The 15267-nt window shown below is 47.2% G+C and carries 16 protein-coding genes and 1 tRNA gene; 5 read left to right on the plus strand and 12 right to left on the minus strand.

Annotation, left to right across the window (positions count from 1 at the left end; genetic code table 11):
• Positions 1-43: 43 nt before the first annotated feature.
• Entirely contained in the window at positions 44-373 is a 330-nt protein-coding gene (locus QUA10_RS27230; protein ID WP_333086435.1) for a hypothetical protein, read from the minus strand.
• 448 nt (positions 374-821) lie between these two features.
• Complete coding sequence (locus tag QUA10_RS27235) at positions 822-1064, minus strand: hypothetical protein (RefSeq protein WP_333085657.1); 243 nt, start codon at positions 1062-1064, stop codon at positions 822-824.
• Between the two features lie 238 nt (positions 1065-1302).
• Here QUA10_RS27235 and QUA10_RS27240 point away from each other — a divergent pair, with 238 nt between their 5' ends.
• Together QUA10_RS27240 and QUA10_RS27245 are read left to right on the plus strand one after the other, a co-directional pair.
• Positions 1303-2319: a succinate dehydrogenase/fumarate reductase iron-sulfur subunit gene (locus QUA10_RS27240; RefSeq protein ID WP_333085658.1), complete on the plus strand. Its 1017-nt coding sequence runs from the start codon at positions 1303-1305 to the stop codon at positions 2317-2319.
• A 94-nt stretch (positions 2320-2413) separates the two neighbouring features.
• Positions 2414-2602, plus strand: a complete 189-nt coding sequence (locus QUA10_RS27245; RefSeq protein WP_333085659.1) for a chlorophyll a/b-binding protein — start codon at positions 2414-2416, stop codon at positions 2600-2602.
• A 238-nt stretch (positions 2603-2840) separates the two neighbouring features.
• Here QUA10_RS27245 and QUA10_RS27250 read toward each other — a convergent pair whose 3' ends face one another.
• Entirely contained in the window at positions 2841-3461 is a 621-nt protein-coding gene (locus QUA10_RS27250) for a pre-peptidase C-terminal domain-containing protein (protein WP_333085660.1), read from the minus strand.
• Between QUA10_RS27250 and QUA10_RS27255 the strand changes: the two genes are divergently transcribed.
• Positions 3453-3698, plus strand: coding sequence for a hypothetical protein (locus tag QUA10_RS27255; RefSeq protein ID WP_333085661.1), 246 nt, complete (start codon positions 3453-3455; stop codon positions 3696-3698). The two genes, QUA10_RS27250 and QUA10_RS27255, sit on opposite strands and share 9 nt — an antisense overlap.
• On the opposite strand, the gene QUA10_RS27260 is transcribed toward QUA10_RS27255, so the two are convergent.
• From QUA10_RS27260 to psbX, 4 genes are all read right to left on the minus strand, one after another.
• A complete protein-coding gene (locus QUA10_RS27260; RefSeq protein WP_333085662.1) occupies positions 3677-5128 on the minus strand; it encodes a DVUA0089 family protein in 1452 nt (483 codons plus the stop codon). The two genes, QUA10_RS27255 and QUA10_RS27260, sit on opposite strands and share 22 nt — an antisense overlap.
• A 109-nt stretch (positions 5129-5237) precedes the next feature.
• Entirely contained in the window at positions 5238-6362 is a 1125-nt protein-coding gene (locus QUA10_RS27265; RefSeq protein ID WP_333085664.1) for a redoxin domain-containing protein, read from the minus strand.
• Between the two features lie 268 nt (positions 6363-6630).
• Entirely contained in the window at positions 6631-7440 is an 810-nt protein-coding gene (locus QUA10_RS27270) for a Ycf66 family protein (RefSeq protein WP_333085665.1), read from the minus strand.
• Positions 7441-7721: 281 nt separating this feature from the next.
• Positions 7722-7841 (minus strand): photosystem II reaction center X protein, encoded by a 120-nt coding sequence (gene psbX, locus QUA10_RS27275; RefSeq protein WP_333051895.1) that lies wholly within the window; start codon positions 7839-7841, stop codon positions 7722-7724.
• A 124-nt stretch (positions 7842-7965) separates the two neighbouring features.
• On the opposite strand from psbX, the gene QUA10_RS27280 reads away from it, so the two are divergent.
• Positions 7966-8250 (plus strand): YggT family protein, encoded by a 285-nt coding sequence (locus QUA10_RS27280; RefSeq protein WP_190736140.1) that lies wholly within the window; start codon positions 7966-7968, stop codon positions 8248-8250.
• Between the two features lie 81 nt (positions 8251-8331).
• Here the strand turns inward: QUA10_RS27280 and accC are convergent, their stop codons facing one another.
• Positions 8332-9684 carry an acetyl-CoA carboxylase biotin carboxylase subunit gene (gene accC / locus QUA10_RS27285; RefSeq protein WP_333085666.1) on the minus strand — a complete coding sequence of 451 codons (1353 nt, stop codon included), beginning with the start codon at positions 9682-9684 and terminating at the stop codon, positions 8332-8334.
• Positions 9685-9912: 228 nt separating this feature from the next.
• Here accC and QUA10_RS27290 point away from each other — a divergent pair.
• A tRNA-Leu gene (locus QUA10_RS27290) sits at positions 9913-9996 on the plus strand.
• Positions 9997-10768: 772 nt separating this feature from the next.
• Here QUA10_RS27290 and QUA10_RS27295 read toward each other — a convergent pair.
• Genes QUA10_RS27295 through QUA10_RS27310 form a run of 4 tightly spaced genes read right to left on the minus strand, consistent with a single transcriptional unit; the run spans position 10769 to position 14987 of the window.
• A complete protein-coding gene (locus tag QUA10_RS27295; protein ID WP_333085667.1) occupies positions 10769-13408 on the minus strand; it encodes a tetratricopeptide repeat protein in 2640 nt (879 codons plus the stop codon).
• A complete protein-coding gene (locus tag QUA10_RS27300) occupies positions 13409-14095 on the minus strand; it encodes an ATP-binding protein (protein WP_333085668.1) in 687 nt (228 codons plus the stop codon). It lies immediately after the preceding gene.
• A gap of 9 nt (positions 14096-14104) precedes the next feature.
• A complete protein-coding gene (locus QUA10_RS27305) occupies positions 14105-14740 on the minus strand; it encodes a hypothetical protein (RefSeq protein ID WP_333085669.1) in 636 nt (211 codons plus the stop codon).
• Between the two features lie 25 nt (positions 14741-14765).
• Positions 14766-14987: a hypothetical protein gene (locus QUA10_RS27310; RefSeq protein WP_333085670.1), complete on the minus strand. Its 222-nt coding sequence runs from the start codon at positions 14985-14987 to the stop codon at positions 14766-14768.
• Positions 14988-15267: the final 280 nt, after the last annotated feature.

Consider the following 15267-nt stretch of genomic DNA (forward strand, 5'->3'; position numbering starts at 1 on the left):
CGCTTTTACCAACAAGGTATGCGGGCTGCAACCCTGATTCGGTCTATCTCTTAGGCATCTTTGTCACCCCCCCAGGTTTTGGTGTCGGCGTTTTCACAGTTTCCGGCTTGGATGTCGGCACTGCCGAAAGCAGTGACTGCTTAGCGGTTTGAGAGGATACTAGCGGAGCGCTTGGGGCCGGAAGCGCCACTGAAACTTGCTGAGACGGAGGGGGCGCGGTGACGCCAACAAGCACAAACGAAGCCGCCATCAACCCGCCGTACATCGCGATCGATCGCTTGCGGGTTGGTGCGCCCACCCATTTCGGATTAACAATACCCAGGAAGAAGGCAGGGATCGACAATAGAAAGCTTAAGAGGAAAAAATTAAACATAGCGATTTTTAGTAGCAGTAAAAAAGAGAAGTCATCCAGGACGCAGACACCCGGTTTCTTTTACCAAAATCCGAGGTGAAGCACGAAGGATATCTGTTTAAAGAACCTAATTTCTTTAATCCCTGTGCGTCAGTCCTGAGTTAACTTGCTTATTTATCTGCCGGCCAACTCACAAATCCCTATGATTTACGAAGTAAACTAGAACGTTGGACACCCGACCCTAGTGCAGCCCGGTTTCTGAGTGTATCTCTCCTTACTAAGCCCACGATTTTTCCCTACTGTTTGCGATCGCACTCCGACGCCTATAAACCGGGGTTTTTAATTGCAGTAAACGAGTAGAACCAAGTATTTTTCTTAAAAAACTACGTTTCTGGCCCCAACCGGCCGTGAGTCCTGGTAAAATTTCTTGTAATGCTGCCAAAAAAGTGAAATGCATACCCAGCTACCTTCAGCGCAAAGGTGCGCTTACCCTCAATTCTGGCCATTCAGTTGAGGCCAGCAGCCCCGATGAAACTGTTTGTGGCGCTTTAGGTGCTGTAACCCCAAGCAAAACGAACGAAACTGCCATCAAGCCGCCGTACAAGGCAGCCGATCGCTTGCGAGTTCCCAGTCCCACCCATTGAGGATTTAGCAGACCCAGACAAAAAGCCGGTGTGGAAAACATGAAAGTTAATACAAACAAGCTGGACATCACGCACCTCCGACTACCGAATTGCAGCGATTAATTACTTTTATCTCCAATTAATAGCTCACAAATCCGCTTAAAAAAGTGGTAATTTAGGATTTATAACTTGAGAATTATTGATGTTTATCAAACAATAATAAAATTTTTTAAATCTCTTACTTTAGGTAGTTGTTAAAAAAATAAGAGCTTTCTAGACACTCCAAAAATTTAGCTTAAAATAAACACTAAATTCCTTACTCAAAATATGAAAGTCCGCTTTAATGTAGTGCGCCAAAATCAAAACGAGGCTCGTCGGGTTCACACTTACACCCTAGATGTGGAAGAGAGCAATACCATCCTAGACTGCCTCAACAGTATTAAGTGGGAACAGGACGGCACTTTAGCTTTTCGCAAAAATTGTCGCAATACAATTTGCGGCAGTTGTTCTATGCGAATTAACGGTCGCTCAGCATTAGCTTGCAAAGAAAATGTAGCCAGCGAACTCGCAAGACTGCAAAAAATAGCCGATTCCAGCTCAGCAGAAATACCTACCGATTTCATCCCAGAAATCACCGTCGCCCCAATGGGAAATATGCCGGTGATTAAAGATTTGGTTGTTGACATGACCAGTTTTTGGGACAACCTAGAAGCAGTTGAACCCTATGTCAGCACCGCCTCGCGAGCAATTCCAGAACGGGAATTTCTGCAAACTCCAGAAGAGCGATCGAAACTCGACCAAACCGGCAACTGCATCCTCTGTGGTGCGTGCTATTCTGAGTGCAACGCCCGCGAAGTCAACCCGGAATTTGTCGGCCCCCACGCCCTCGCCAAAGCTTACCGCACGATCGCCGACTCCCGCGACAGCGAAACCGAAAATCGGATCGAAAAATACAACGAAGGCACCGCAGGCGTCTGGGGATGCACCCGCTGTTACTACTGCAACTCGGTTTGTCCGATGGAAGTCGCGCCGATGGATCAAATTGGTAAGATTAAACAAGAGATTCTCGATCGCAAAGACGACCAAGCCAGTCGATCGATCCGCCACCGCAAAGTCTTAATCGATCTCGTCAAAGAAGGCGGCTGGATAGATGAGCGCAAATTTGGGATCGAAGTAGTAGGAAACTACTTCCGCGACGTTAAAGGTTTGCTGAGTCTGGGCCCGTTGGGTTTGAGAATGATCGCTCGCGGCAAGTTCCCGCTGTTTTTTGAGCCTTCAGAAGGTACTGAAACCGTGCGAAATCTGATCGAATCGGTTCAAAGTTTAGAAAAGTCAGCAGATTAGCGATCGGCTGTCGTTTTCCTGGTAAATTACAAGTTGTGCGATCGCTAAGCTTCCCCAAAATCATCACTTAAAACTCGAAACTTAAAACTTTTAAATGACTGCTCAAACTCCTCCATCCTCAAAACCGACAACCCCAAATAACCCAAAACCAGAACCAGCCTTTGGGTGGAATGCGTACTCCGAACAAATCAACGGACGATTTGCGATGGTGGGGTTCGTGGGACTTTTGCTGCTAGAATTCTTCACAGGCCAGGATTTTTTTACCTGGCTGGGTCTGCGTTAAATTAATCAAAATCAATTAAAAATGGAAGCTGAAAATTTATCGATATTTCAGCTTCCATTTGATTTTTAAGAGTTATTTAAAATAAAGTTTATCAAATTAGAAGTACAAAATTATAACATATATAATTGCATACCAACATATGAATTTCCCAAGTCGATAGTAGTTATTTGTAGTGCGATCGTCCTTGAATTATAGGGACACGGCATTGCCGTGCCCTGACTGCCAAGTTTCGTTCAAACTAATTTCCAGTTGTTTCACGGACGGTCAAACTGTACTTGCCTCTACCTTTTGGAGGCGGCTCGTAAGCATTGACAATGACGCGATAGCGACCGTTCGCAGACAAAGTAAGAGTAAGCTCAGAATTGGAATTTTGCTCCGTGACATCATCATTTTCTGCAAGTAGCTCGCCCTGGGAGTTGAAAATAGCAAGATAAGTATCAAACTCGGTACTTTCTACGGTAACAACCACTTTCTGACCCTGAGTGCCTTCAAAGGTATACTCGTCGTACAAACTGCTGTCTGCGGGATAGACAGAAGACTTAGCAGGGGTGAGTTCTCCGTTTTGCTCTAAAATGATTTTAGATGAACCCGCATCAGGACTAGGCCGAGGTTCTAGAGTAGGACTCTGAGTTGGCGAACTTTGTGGTGATGGCGACGGGTTGGGACTTGCTTGAGCTAAAACACCCTTTTCAGCAGGCTTCGCATCAGTTAAATTTTGAGGAAATTCTGCTGAAATGAGGGAGGAACTACTGTTAGCAACTCCACCTAAATTTGAAACTGGCGGCGAGACAGTCGGCTTGCCAGAAAAAGTAGCTACCAGAGCAATTGGCGCGATCGCCCACAATCTAACTTGACGCATGAATTACCTCGGTTTGCAACGAAGAAGGAAGTTCGGCAACGGATTCGCTCGACGGATTTAACGGATGGAAGAAGGAAGTTCGGCAACGAGCAATGTACGGGATTTAACGGATGGAAGGAAGCAGGAAAAATAATTCGACCAATTCCCAATTACCCATTACCCATTACCAATTCCCAATTACCCATTACCCATTACCAATTCCCAATTACCCATTTTCAGCGGACTGTTAGAGTGTAACGACCCCGACCCGAAGCATCGTAAGCATTGACAATTACGCGGTAGCGACCCGTAGCGGGCAAAGTAACGGTCAGAAACGAATTTTTAGTCGAATCGCTCCCATCGTCATTTTCTGCCACTAATCGGCCATTAGGGTCAAAGATCGCTACATAGGGATCGAAATCTGTACTTTCGAGGGAAATGGCTACAGACTGACCCGATCGACCTTCAAAAGTATACTCTCGATACAGACTGTTGTCAGACGGCAATACTGGGCCGCCTGCGACTAAAGCGCCTTCTTCTTGCAAAATCGCCCGAGAAGGCGCGGTAGGAGCACTCGCTTTCAGTTCTAACGTATAAGCCCCTGACTGCTTAGCTTGGTAGGAATTTGCCACTAACGTGTAAGTCCCGTCTGCTGGCAGCCTGACTGTAATTCTGGCGTCTTTACTGCCGGCCCCGTCATCGTCTTGTGCGATTTCGCGCTGGTTGGGCCCGAGCAAAATTAAATAAGGGTCAATTTCTTGACTTTTCATTTCTATTGTGATTTGCTGGCCCGCTTTTCCCTCAAACGAGTAGAGGTCAAAAAAGCTGTTGTCGGTGGGCAGAACGCTAGACTTCTCGGTGAGGAGGCCGCTAACGGCGGGCCCGTTTAACGCAACTTTTTGAGGTGATTTGTTGCCACCAAAGGGCGATCGGGCTTGAGCCACGCGGGGAGCCCGCCCTTCTCGCACCGCTGTCAGGAAAGCGGGTAATTTGTCTGCGGAAATTGCAAAACCGATACCGATATTACCTCCACCTCGACCGCGAGTAAAAATAGAAGTATTGACGCCGATTAATTCTCCTGAACTATTTAGTAGTGGACCTCCTGAATTGCCGGGATTGATGGCGGCGTCGGTTTGAATTAAGCCCCGCTGCTGGTCGATGCGGCTGACGATTCCGACTGTAAAAGTACCTTGAAATTGACCGAATGGATTGCCGATCGCAAATGCTTGTTGCCCGACTTTCACCGAACCGGGACGGGCTAAAGGAATGGTGGGTAAATTATTTTGACCGCGAATCTTAACCACGGCTAAGTCTAGACCTTCTTCACCGAATCCGATGACATCGGCGACCAGTTTTCTGCCGTCTGACAAAATGATATTGACGGTACCGCCTGCCGAAACAACGTGGGCGTTAGTTAACACCATGCCGTCGGGGCTGATAATTGTGCCACTGCCGTTAGATTTATCTGTATCGACTGTAACAACCGCCGGACTGGCCTTTTCGTAGACTCGAATATTGGTTTGTTCTTCGACACTTTGGGCGATCGCACCCTGGGAATGCACCGAGTTAAATTCCGTTAAATCTTTTGATTGCCGCACAGGGGATGTCGTAACAACCGCAGTAGCGCTGGCTGCAACCCCAACCGTTAAAATTCCCGATACTGCTAAACTTAGAAGTTTGAAATTCATGGCGATCGATTAGTATTTAGCGATCGGTAGCTAGGAATTAGGTTTTGTGGCTAACCGCTAACTACCTTCTGTAATTATTTTAGGACTTGCACCACGGTAGTGACCTTGCTCACGCCGGTTCTCCAACTCGGGAATCTGAATCAGCAGCTAAATACTTAAAATTAGCTTGTCGTACCGCAGCATCCTCATTGCCGTAGAAAAAAGACAGCAAAGCAAAACGCTGGCCGCTAATCACCGGCGTCGCTTCATGCAGCAAAGAACACGAAAAAATAATCGCCGTGCCAGAATCGCCTTTATAACCGTGCGGCGCGTACTCTGGAAACCGTAAAAATCCCCCCGTGTACTCTCCCACATTCAAGTTTAGCGTCATCGCAAACCTGCGGTGCAGGGTAGCTTTGCTAGTGTTGTCGCGGTGCGGCCGAAAATAACCGCCGCTGTCAGCATCGTAACAGCCCACCAAATACCGCTCAAACCTAGTGATTGTAAACTGAAAAGCTTTCTCTACTTCCGGCAGCACCCGGCGCAAAATAATCGAATTCAATCGCTCTTGCAACTTTGGCTCTTCAATAAAGAAATCTCGGCGCTTCTTGAAAGTCTCGTCGTGCAGGCCAACAGTTTTCCCGTCCACTTGCCTCATAAAACCCGACGGACTGCCACCATTAGCTTTGTACATATCAATCAAAGTACGGCAAGAGGCTTTGTCCAAAACATTAGGAATTACCAACACCGGGGCGTGGCGAGTGGCTGCTCGGGCTTCCTCAATTGCGGGCAAAGTTTTGAGAAAATCTAATACTCGCTGGGCGTGTTGGTGCGGTTCGCCCATCGGCAAAATATTAATTACCTGAAGGTTTTCGTTGAGAACAAAAGTTTGGGGTGCATAGTGAACTCCGGCAACTCCATTTTCTTCGACATCTCGGGAAACACCGTACTGCTGACTGACTTTTTTATCCAAGTCCCAGAAAAAAAGGAATGACGGAGCAATTGTTGTTGGTCTGTTTTGTTCTTTGTCTGCTGGGTCTACGCTCACTCCGAACCGCGGTACTTGCAAGCTTTGGAATTCTTCTGAAAGCTCTTGAAAGCTTTTGAGAATTACTTTGATTTGTTCAAAAGCTGCGCTGGCAAAGAAAAACAGTACGACTCGGCGGCCGCCAACTGTCTGGAAATGAAATAAGGGATTATTTGTAGAAGGAATGGAAAACCAGGGAGCAGGATCTCCTATTTCAAGTAATGACATCTTGCTGATTTAAGATTTGGGATTTTATATTTAGATTATTATTTTGTCGATTAGTTCCACCGATTCGGTATGTCAAAATAATTTTGAAATAAAATTAGCTTTTATTTGTGTATATTTGCGTTGATCTGGGGTTTAACCATCGCAATTTACAGTCTTTTTAATCACTTTAATATCTGAGAATAAGTAGATGGGCATCAATAAACGCAACTTATTTTTTTGCCTGCAGGCACGAGAAATGTTTAGTTTCACCCATCTACTTAGTGTTTGCCTATTTGTCGAAACTGGGGGAATTATCCGGTTGGTCTTCCGGGTATTCTACAGGTCGATACTCCACGTAATCTGACGGCGGTGCTTCCACATCGCGGTTGCTGGGGCGAGACCTGGATGATTCCGTAGGACGGGGTTTTTTGGTTCTCGGCGGCGTATCGGAACTGCGGTTTTCCGAAGCTGGGGGGCGACTGCTGCGGCTGCGGGTCGGTCTTTCTTCAGGGTTGTCTGAAACGTCCCAGTTGTCTGACTCTTGGGCAGGCGGGGCTTCTGGGCGAGAGGGACGTTTGCGCGACGATCGATCGGGCGAGTCGGGCCTGGAGGTGTTAACGCTGCCGTTGCGATTCGAGGGGCGGCGGCGGGGTTCGTCGTCGTAGGCTTCCCGAGAGGAACGGTAGTCTTGGCTGCCTCTAATCCGGGGACGCTGCGGATAGTCTTCCTCTGGTTCTAGCTGTTCCATGTCGGCATCGTAACCGTCGTAACCGTAGGCGTTGCTGACCGGTCGGTCTTCATCTATGTATTGGGCGCGAGTTTTGGCTTGGGCTGTGGTCGCTCCTCGCAGTTTAATGCTTTCTGCTGCAAAAAATATGGCGGAACCGGTGAGCAGAAATTGACCGAATGCCAGAATTGGGTCAAGCCGCCATCCTTGAAATAACAGAATGCCGCCGCACAGCAGGCCGACTGCTGCAAAAAAAATATCGTGGTCTCGGGCTAGTTTGGGACGCCACGATCGCAGAAAATACAGTCCTGCCCCTGCTACTGCTAGGATGATCCCTAACAGGCTGCTCCAGTTCAATCCTAAATTGACCATTAGCCTATCTCCTATGTCTTTCCTATGTTAGCGAGTTAGATTTTACATCTATCATTAAGTCTGTCAGCCCGACTGTGCTTTCTGGGGCAGCGTCCGGTCAGGGTTTCAGCTTGGGAAGTGAGTATAATAATGAGTTTAACGGGAAAAAACCTCAGCTTGGCAGTCAACTGAAGGTTTTGCCTTGACAGTTGCTGGCAGCCGAGGTTTTTCGGATCGGGGAAATGCCCGACGTGTAGCCGACAATTGACTTGCAGCGCCGGACTGAGAAACCCGCTGACTTTTTAGGTGCGCTTGATTTTGTCTTTTTGGCTGATGAAGATCAGGGCGATGGTTGCTGGAAGCACTACAACCACCACGCCGACCAGCAGGCTGTACAAGAAGTTCGCGAGAGAAGGAGTCATAGATTCAAAGCCTTTGTTACAACAATTTGATTTTTATTAATTTTATACTTTCGATCGCACCTGTGAAACGGTTAAAATTATGAATGGCTGACTTAACAAAACTTAAAATTTCGAGATAAGACCCATGACTGGTATTACCGTTGCAAGTTGGATTCTGGGCTCTGTCCTAGTCGTGATGACTTTGCTGTTTATTTTTCGGATCGTCCTGACTTGGTATCCCGAGGTGAACCTGAGCAAGTTGCCGTTGAGTCTGATTGCTTGGCCGACGGAACCTTTTTTAGCCGTAACTAGAAAGATTGTACCGCCGATCGGCGGGGTGGACATTACGCCGATTATTTGGGTGGGTATCTGTAGCTTGCTGCGAGAAATGATTCTCGGTCAGCAAGGAATCCTGACAATGATGATGTAAGAGTCAGTTGGCGGGCATCGGGCATCGGGCATCGGGCATCGGGCATGGATTAGTTGCCACCAACTGCCAACTGACTACTGACTACTGACTATTATTCAAGAACTGTTCGACGAAATTCGTGTAAACTTCGCCGTTGAGAAACTCGGGGGAATCGAGAATTTTTTGGTGGAAGCTGAGGGTGGTAGGAACGCCGGTGATGGCGCACTCCCGCAATGCCCGTTTCATCCTGCGGATGGCTGTCGGTCGATCGCGCCCCCATACAATTACTTTACCGATTAAAGAATCGTAGTAAGCGGGTATTTCGTAATCCGTGTAGACGTGAGAGTCCATCCGCACGCCGGGGCCACCGGGAGGCAAATAACCGCTGATTATGCCGGGGTGGGGCCGGAAATTGCGATCGGGATCTTCGGCATTGATGCGGCACTCAATGGCGTGACCGTTGAGAATTACTTGGTTTTGCTTGATTTGCAGTTTTTCTCCTTGGGCGATGCGAATTTGTTCGGCTATCAAGTCGAGGCCTGTAATCATCTCGGTGACGGGATGTTCTACTTGGATGCGGGTGTTCATTTCCATGAAGTAGAACTTGCCCGATTTGTCAAGCAAAAATTCGACAGTGCCGGCACCCGTGTAGTTGATGGATTTGGCTGCGGCAATGGCGGCGTGACCCATTTGATCTCGCAGTTTCTGGCTGAGGGCTGGGCTGGGGGCTTCTTCGAGGAGTTTCTGGTGTCGGCGCTGAATCGAACAATCTCTCTCGCCGAGGTGGATGACGTTACCGTAGTTGTCGGCGAGGATTTGGATTTCGATGTGCCGGGGTTTTTCGATGAATTTTTCCAGGTAAAGTCCGGGGTTGCCGAAGGCTGCATCGGCTTCGCCTTGGGCTGCTGAGAATAGTTTGGGGAGTTCGGATGCTTCTCTGACTAGCCTCATGCCGCGGCCACCACCGCCGGCTGTGGCTTTGATCATCACAGGATAGCCGATGTCGCGGGCGATCGACAAAGCTTCGCGATCGTCGGCCAGCAATCCCTCGCTACCGGGAACAGTGGGGACTTTCACCCGCTGCATGGTTTCTTTGGCCGTGGATTTGTCGCCCATCGCCCGCATCGCGGCAGGAGAAGGGCCGATGAAGGTAATTTGATGGTCGGCGCAGATTTCGGCAAATCGGGCGTTTTCCGCGAGGAAGCCGTAACCGGGGTGAATGGCTGCGGCGTTGCGCGTCAGGGCGGCCGCGATGATGTTGGGGATGTTTAAATAGCTTTTGCTGCTGGTGGGGGGGCCGATGCAAACGGCTTCGTCTGCCAACTGGACGTGCAAGGCGTGTTTATCTACGGTGGAGTGAACGGCGACCGTGGCAATCCCCATTTCCTCGCAGGTCCGCAATATGCGGAGAGCTATTTCTCCCCGATTAGCGATTAAAATTTTCGAGAACCCCATCTTCGCTGCTTAATTCACTCAATATTCTGTACAATAATGCCTTTCGGTATGTTCTGGATAATCGTTTTCCAGAAATTGTTCACAAAAATTTATTTTACATTTTGCTGGTAGTGGTGCTATGATTGTAAATCGGCGGTGCAAAAGGGCAAGTCACAAGTTAAATGTCAGGAACCTCAACCTGTGAATCTTTAACTCGTAACGCAAAAATCCCGGAGATTGCCAGAAAGAGCGGATGTGGCGGAATTGGTATACGCGCACGCTTGAGGTGCGTGTGGCATTATGTCCTTGCGAGTTCGAGTCTCGCCATCCGCATTGAATATATAAAACAACTGTTGACGGTTTTGGCTGTTGGCAGTTGTTTTGTATTTGATGGGTGGGTAGAAACGGGGTTTTTGGGAGATACTTTGTTATATCAATTCCCGTTGCACCGGAATGACTGTTGACTGTTGACGGGCGGGTCGAAAAACTGAATAGTTGAGTGTTAACTGTTGACTCGATTTTATTATTCCGATGCAACCGGAAACGATATTACCCCTCTTTTGTCACTCTGGGAAATTAAAAATGAGACCCAAATTTTCAACTGTAGATAGCTCAAGGATTTGAGCATTTAATTTCTAACAGAATGGCTTAAATCAAGGTTTTTGGTAAAAGTCTTATGATATAACCATCCCAGATTATTTTCTGCCGAAACTGACAAAAGAGGGATTACAGTGGGAAGATTTGGGAAAAAACCCGCTTTCTTTGTCCTTGAGTTGCTTTGTCCTCTTCCAGGAGGCATTGTCAGGTTCCTCGCCACTCAGTGTCTAGGAGGTGACATTGCTTTCTCCAGTCGAGGAAGCCTTGGATGTCGGTGTCTCGCATCCAGATTTGGGGCTGGTTTAATGACAGCGCGAATTTACCTGGCTGGTGGGAGAGGTTTTCATAGGTTTTGATCGTTAAAAGCGAGTTGCCATTGCTTGTTGTTTTGGTAAAGATTACCTAACTTAGATAAAGTTTCTGTAAGTTTTTGAGGGAAATCCTCACGAGTTCTGATAGTTAAAGCATTTTTATAACACTTTGTCGCCAGTTCGATATTCTCTGCTTTCTATCCCCTAATTCTTTCAGAGTAGGCTGTGGCTAGATTATTTTGCGTCTGATCCCATTGTTCGGGAAAGGCTTCGCGGGTGTAGACTGTTAATGCAGCAGTGAAAGATGCGATCGCCAGTTCGATATTCTCTGCTTTCTCTCCCCGGATTCTGTTACTGTAGGCAACTCCCAGATTATTTTGCGTCAGGGCCCAATCTTCGGGAAAGGCATCGCGGGTGTAGACGGTTAATGCAGCAGTGAAATATGCGATCGCCAGTTCGATATTCTCTGCTTTCTCTCCCCTGATTTTGTTATAGTAGGCAACTCCCAGATTATGTTGCGTCAGGGCCCAATCTTCGGGAAAGGCATCGCGGGTGCGGACGGATAATGCAGCAGTGTAAGACGCGATCGCAACTTCGATATTCTCTGCTTTCTCTCCCCTGATTCTGTTATAGTAGGCAACTCCCAGATTATTTTGCGTCAGGGCCCAATATTCGGGAAAGGCATCGCGGGTGCGGACGGATAATGCAGCAGTGTAAGATGCGATCGCCAGTTCGATATTCTCTGCTTTCTCTCCCCTAATTCTGTCACAGTAGGCATTTGCCAGATTATTTTGCGTCATGGCCCAATTTTCGGGAAAAGCATCACGGGTGAGGACGGATAATGCAGCAGTGTAAGATGCGATCGCAACTTCGATATTCTCTGCTTTCTCTCCCCTAATTCTGTCACAGTAGGCATTTGCCAGATTATTTTGCGTCAGGGCCCAATATTCGGGAAAGGCATCGCGGGTGTAGACGGTTAATGCAGCAGTGAAATATCCGATCGCAACTTCGATATTGTCAGCTTTCTCTTCCCTAATTCTGTCTAGGTAGGCATTTGCCAGATTATTTTGCGTCATAGCCCAATCTTGGGGAAACCCATCGCGGGTGTAGACGGTTAATGCAGCAGTGAAATATGCGATCGCAACTTCGATATTGTCAGCTTTCTCTCCCCTAATTCTGTTAGAGTAGGCCGCTGCCAGATTATTTTGCGTGCGGGCCCAATCTTGGGGAAAGCCATCGCGGGTGTAGACGGTTAATACAGCAGTGCAAGATGCGATCGCCCTTTCAATATTCTCTGCTTTCTCTCCCCTAATTCTTCCACAGTAGGCAATTGCCAGATTATTTTGCGTGCGGGCCCAATCTTGGGGAAAGCCATCGCGGGTGCGGACGGTTAATGCAGCAGTGAAAGATGCGATCGCCCTTTCAATATTCTCTGCTTTCTCTCCCCTGATTCTGTTACGGTAGGCTTCTCCCAGATTATTTTGGGTCAGGGCCCAATATTCGGGAAAGGTATCGCGCGTGTAGACGGTTAATGCAGCAGTGCAAGATGCGATCGCCATTTCGATATTCTCTGCTTTCTCTCCCCTAATTCTGTAAGTGTAGGCTGCTGCCAGATTATTGTGCGTCGCTGCCCATTTTTCGGGAAAGGTATCGCGGGTGTAGAGGCTTAATGCAGCAGTGTAAGATGCGATCGCCAGTTCGATATTATCAGCCCTCTCTCCCCTGATTCTGTTACTGTAGGCAATTGCCAGATTATTTTGCGTCGCTGCCCAATTTTCGGGAAAGGCATCGCGGGTGTAGACGGTTAATGCAGCAGTGAAATATGCGATCGCCTGTTCCAAGTTATTCGCACGATCGCCTTGACGATATTGTTGGTAAAGATTCCCTAGTCGCCCCAAAGCAGCCGCCTCTCGCAGGCGATCTTTCAAATTCCTAGCAATTTCTAAAGACTGCTGATAGGGATCAAATACCCGTTCCCACAATCCTAAGTCACGGTAAATATCACCTAACTGTAACAAAGTGTCAGATTGCGCCTGGCGTAAGTTCAATTTTTCTTGTAAGGCAAGTGACTTGTCAAAGAAATGAATTGCCCGATCAATCTCCTGTGAATAATCCTGTGCTTGGCGCGTCTTTACCCGATTTGCATAAGCATTAGCAACTCGATTGTATATGGTTGCTAATGCAGGAGTTTCCCTAGCTTGTTTCTCCAGATTTTCAACCTGTTCTAACAGTTCATCTAGGGGTAAACTCACTCTTCTCTCTGGTTCAATCAGCAGAGAACTTTCCCCACTCGTGTTAAACACACCCGTTTCTGGCACCGCAGGCGACACAAATCGAAATACGCCACTCCGCCAACTCCAAAAATCCCGCGCTTCCAGACTCAAGCGACTCAGAATATTTGGTGTTACCCAAAGTACGATCGGAAAAGGAAACTCCCGCAACCCCTCCCGCGTCCATTGCAAATAGCCGAAAAAACGCCTTAACTCGGACTTATGGTTAGAGTCAGCTTGTGACACACTATCCCTCAAAGCCTCGGTTCCCGTTACAGTAATTGCGGCTGATGCGTGGGGCGCTTTTAACTCTGGGCGTGAGTTGACAAGTTGCTCCAACGCCGCTCTCAGGCTAGGTTCCTTTTGATTCAAAACCGCGCGATAACAGGGGATATGGCGAGCAAGTTCTGCCTCGTAACGATTAATAATCTGGGTTTGAAAATCTCCCGGTTTACAGGAGGCAATCAACAATGAAAATACACCTTGACTTGCTTCAATTAAAGACACAAGCCCATCGTAACTATCCTCATTGATCGATCGATCGTCCGCGATTTCACTGTTGAGCATTTACCCCTCCGATCCAATTAGTCCACGCCGCTGCAATATTTCCTGAACTACTGGATGGACTCCAAACCACAAATCGTCGTTGCGATATTCTAAGATGTAGAGCGTGTGCAATAAATCTAGGAAATCCTGATCCATCCCATCTTCGGGTAAATAATTTTGGTAGACCTCCACTAGAATTTGATACCTGTTTTTTCCCAGGGGTTCTGTTAAATCAATCCGATATTCTTTAATAGCGTTTTTCAAAATCTCAGACGTAATTATCAAATCTTGCTTCTCTGGTGTGCGGCGTAACTGCATCAAACATAACCCACAGCACTGACTAGCCAAACGAATAAATTCTCGCACTGCACCGCCACTTTTGACGATCATCATCTGAGTTGCTTCCGGTTCAATCAACTGCTTGGGGATTCGCTTGTAAAGAATTTCCTCAAATACTTTTACCGCTTCTGGGACAGGAGAGGCATTTGGAACTCTATCTTCTCCACGCGGAAACAACTTTGTCGCCCACATGGATTGAATCTTATTATTAGTGGCATTCTGAATAATTCCTCGTAACGACAGATCTCGTGTCGCTGCCATTGGAATTGTATAAATAATCCGAAATTGAGGCTGAAATAACGCACTAATATTATTTCGATAAACACGATCGACAATCTCTAGGTCGAGTTTATCAAGATCGTCAATCACGACCATAATTTATTGTCCGCACCCCGCTTGAATCGCACTAGCGATCTCGTTAATCCGATCGACCAAGTCGGAAATACGTCTCGAAAACTCAATCGTAATTTCCTCACGAATCACAGAGTTGGCTTTCAAAGTTGCTTTCAACTTAGCAAAGAATTTCACAAACAAAGCATTTACACCAGCTTCTCCACTCGTTTCTAGCTCAAGGCTAGAATCAACTGAACTTCCCTCTGTTCGAGTATGTTTACTAAACCACTGATAAAAAGATTTTTTTGTTTTAGAACCGATTCTGATATGGCGTTCTTCTGCTGCTTCCATAAGCTTTACTGCCATAGCAAACAAAATGTTGACATGATTCACATCTGACATCTCAACCACGTCAGAGATTGAAAAGAACACTACAAAGTAGCGATTCTGCGTGTTTTGGCGAAATTGACCCAGCAATGTCGATTTGCCTGACCCAAGATGCCCCGTAAAAATGATTTTGTTATTGTCAGGTGAGCAATCTTCAACCAAATGATCCAATTCTTCTAAAATCTCTGTGCCATATTCCACATGGAATTTATTCAGTTGCTCTGGGGTGATCAAAGGAAGTAACTGAAGATTCTGGAAGGCTGTTTGGAAGGATTCCAGCCGGTTGTTGGTCATAGGGAATATATATGGACTATAACTCTTAGTTTATCACGATGCCCTGTAATATCACCCCTCTACTGCTAATTCTTGGCTTTTCCTTTCCGGTCTCTGCCAACTGTGCCGTTACTTTCTTGCAAACTTCCACAAACCCCAAATCCAGCAACTCTAAGTTAGCCTGTAAAATCTGCGGTTCCTCACCGTTGGGGCAAGTCAGGAGTGTCTCAATCAATTGCAGATAAGCTTGGGTGCGGGTTTCTTCCATTGTGGGGAGTTGTCAGTAACACCTATGTTTATTTTACAATGATTCGATGAGTGGCGAGAAACCGGGTTTTTTAGAGAATATTTGGTTACAGGCGAAGAGTTGGGAAAAAACCCGGTTTCTTTGATTGTGCGCGAGTAGCCAGAAACCTCGGTTAGCCCGATAGTCCGCCAGGGGTTTCAACCCCTGTCTCATAGCAAAAGTCCTCTGAAGAGCGTTCCACCGGCGTCGCACGCCGGTTATGAATAAAAGAAACAGTAAAGCTAGCCCAAAAGTTGCCAGC

This window comes from Microcoleus sp. Pol8_D6 (genome assembly GCF_036700965.1).
Classification (GTDB): domain Bacteria; phylum Cyanobacteriota; class Cyanobacteriia; order Cyanobacteriales; family Microcoleaceae; genus Microcoleus.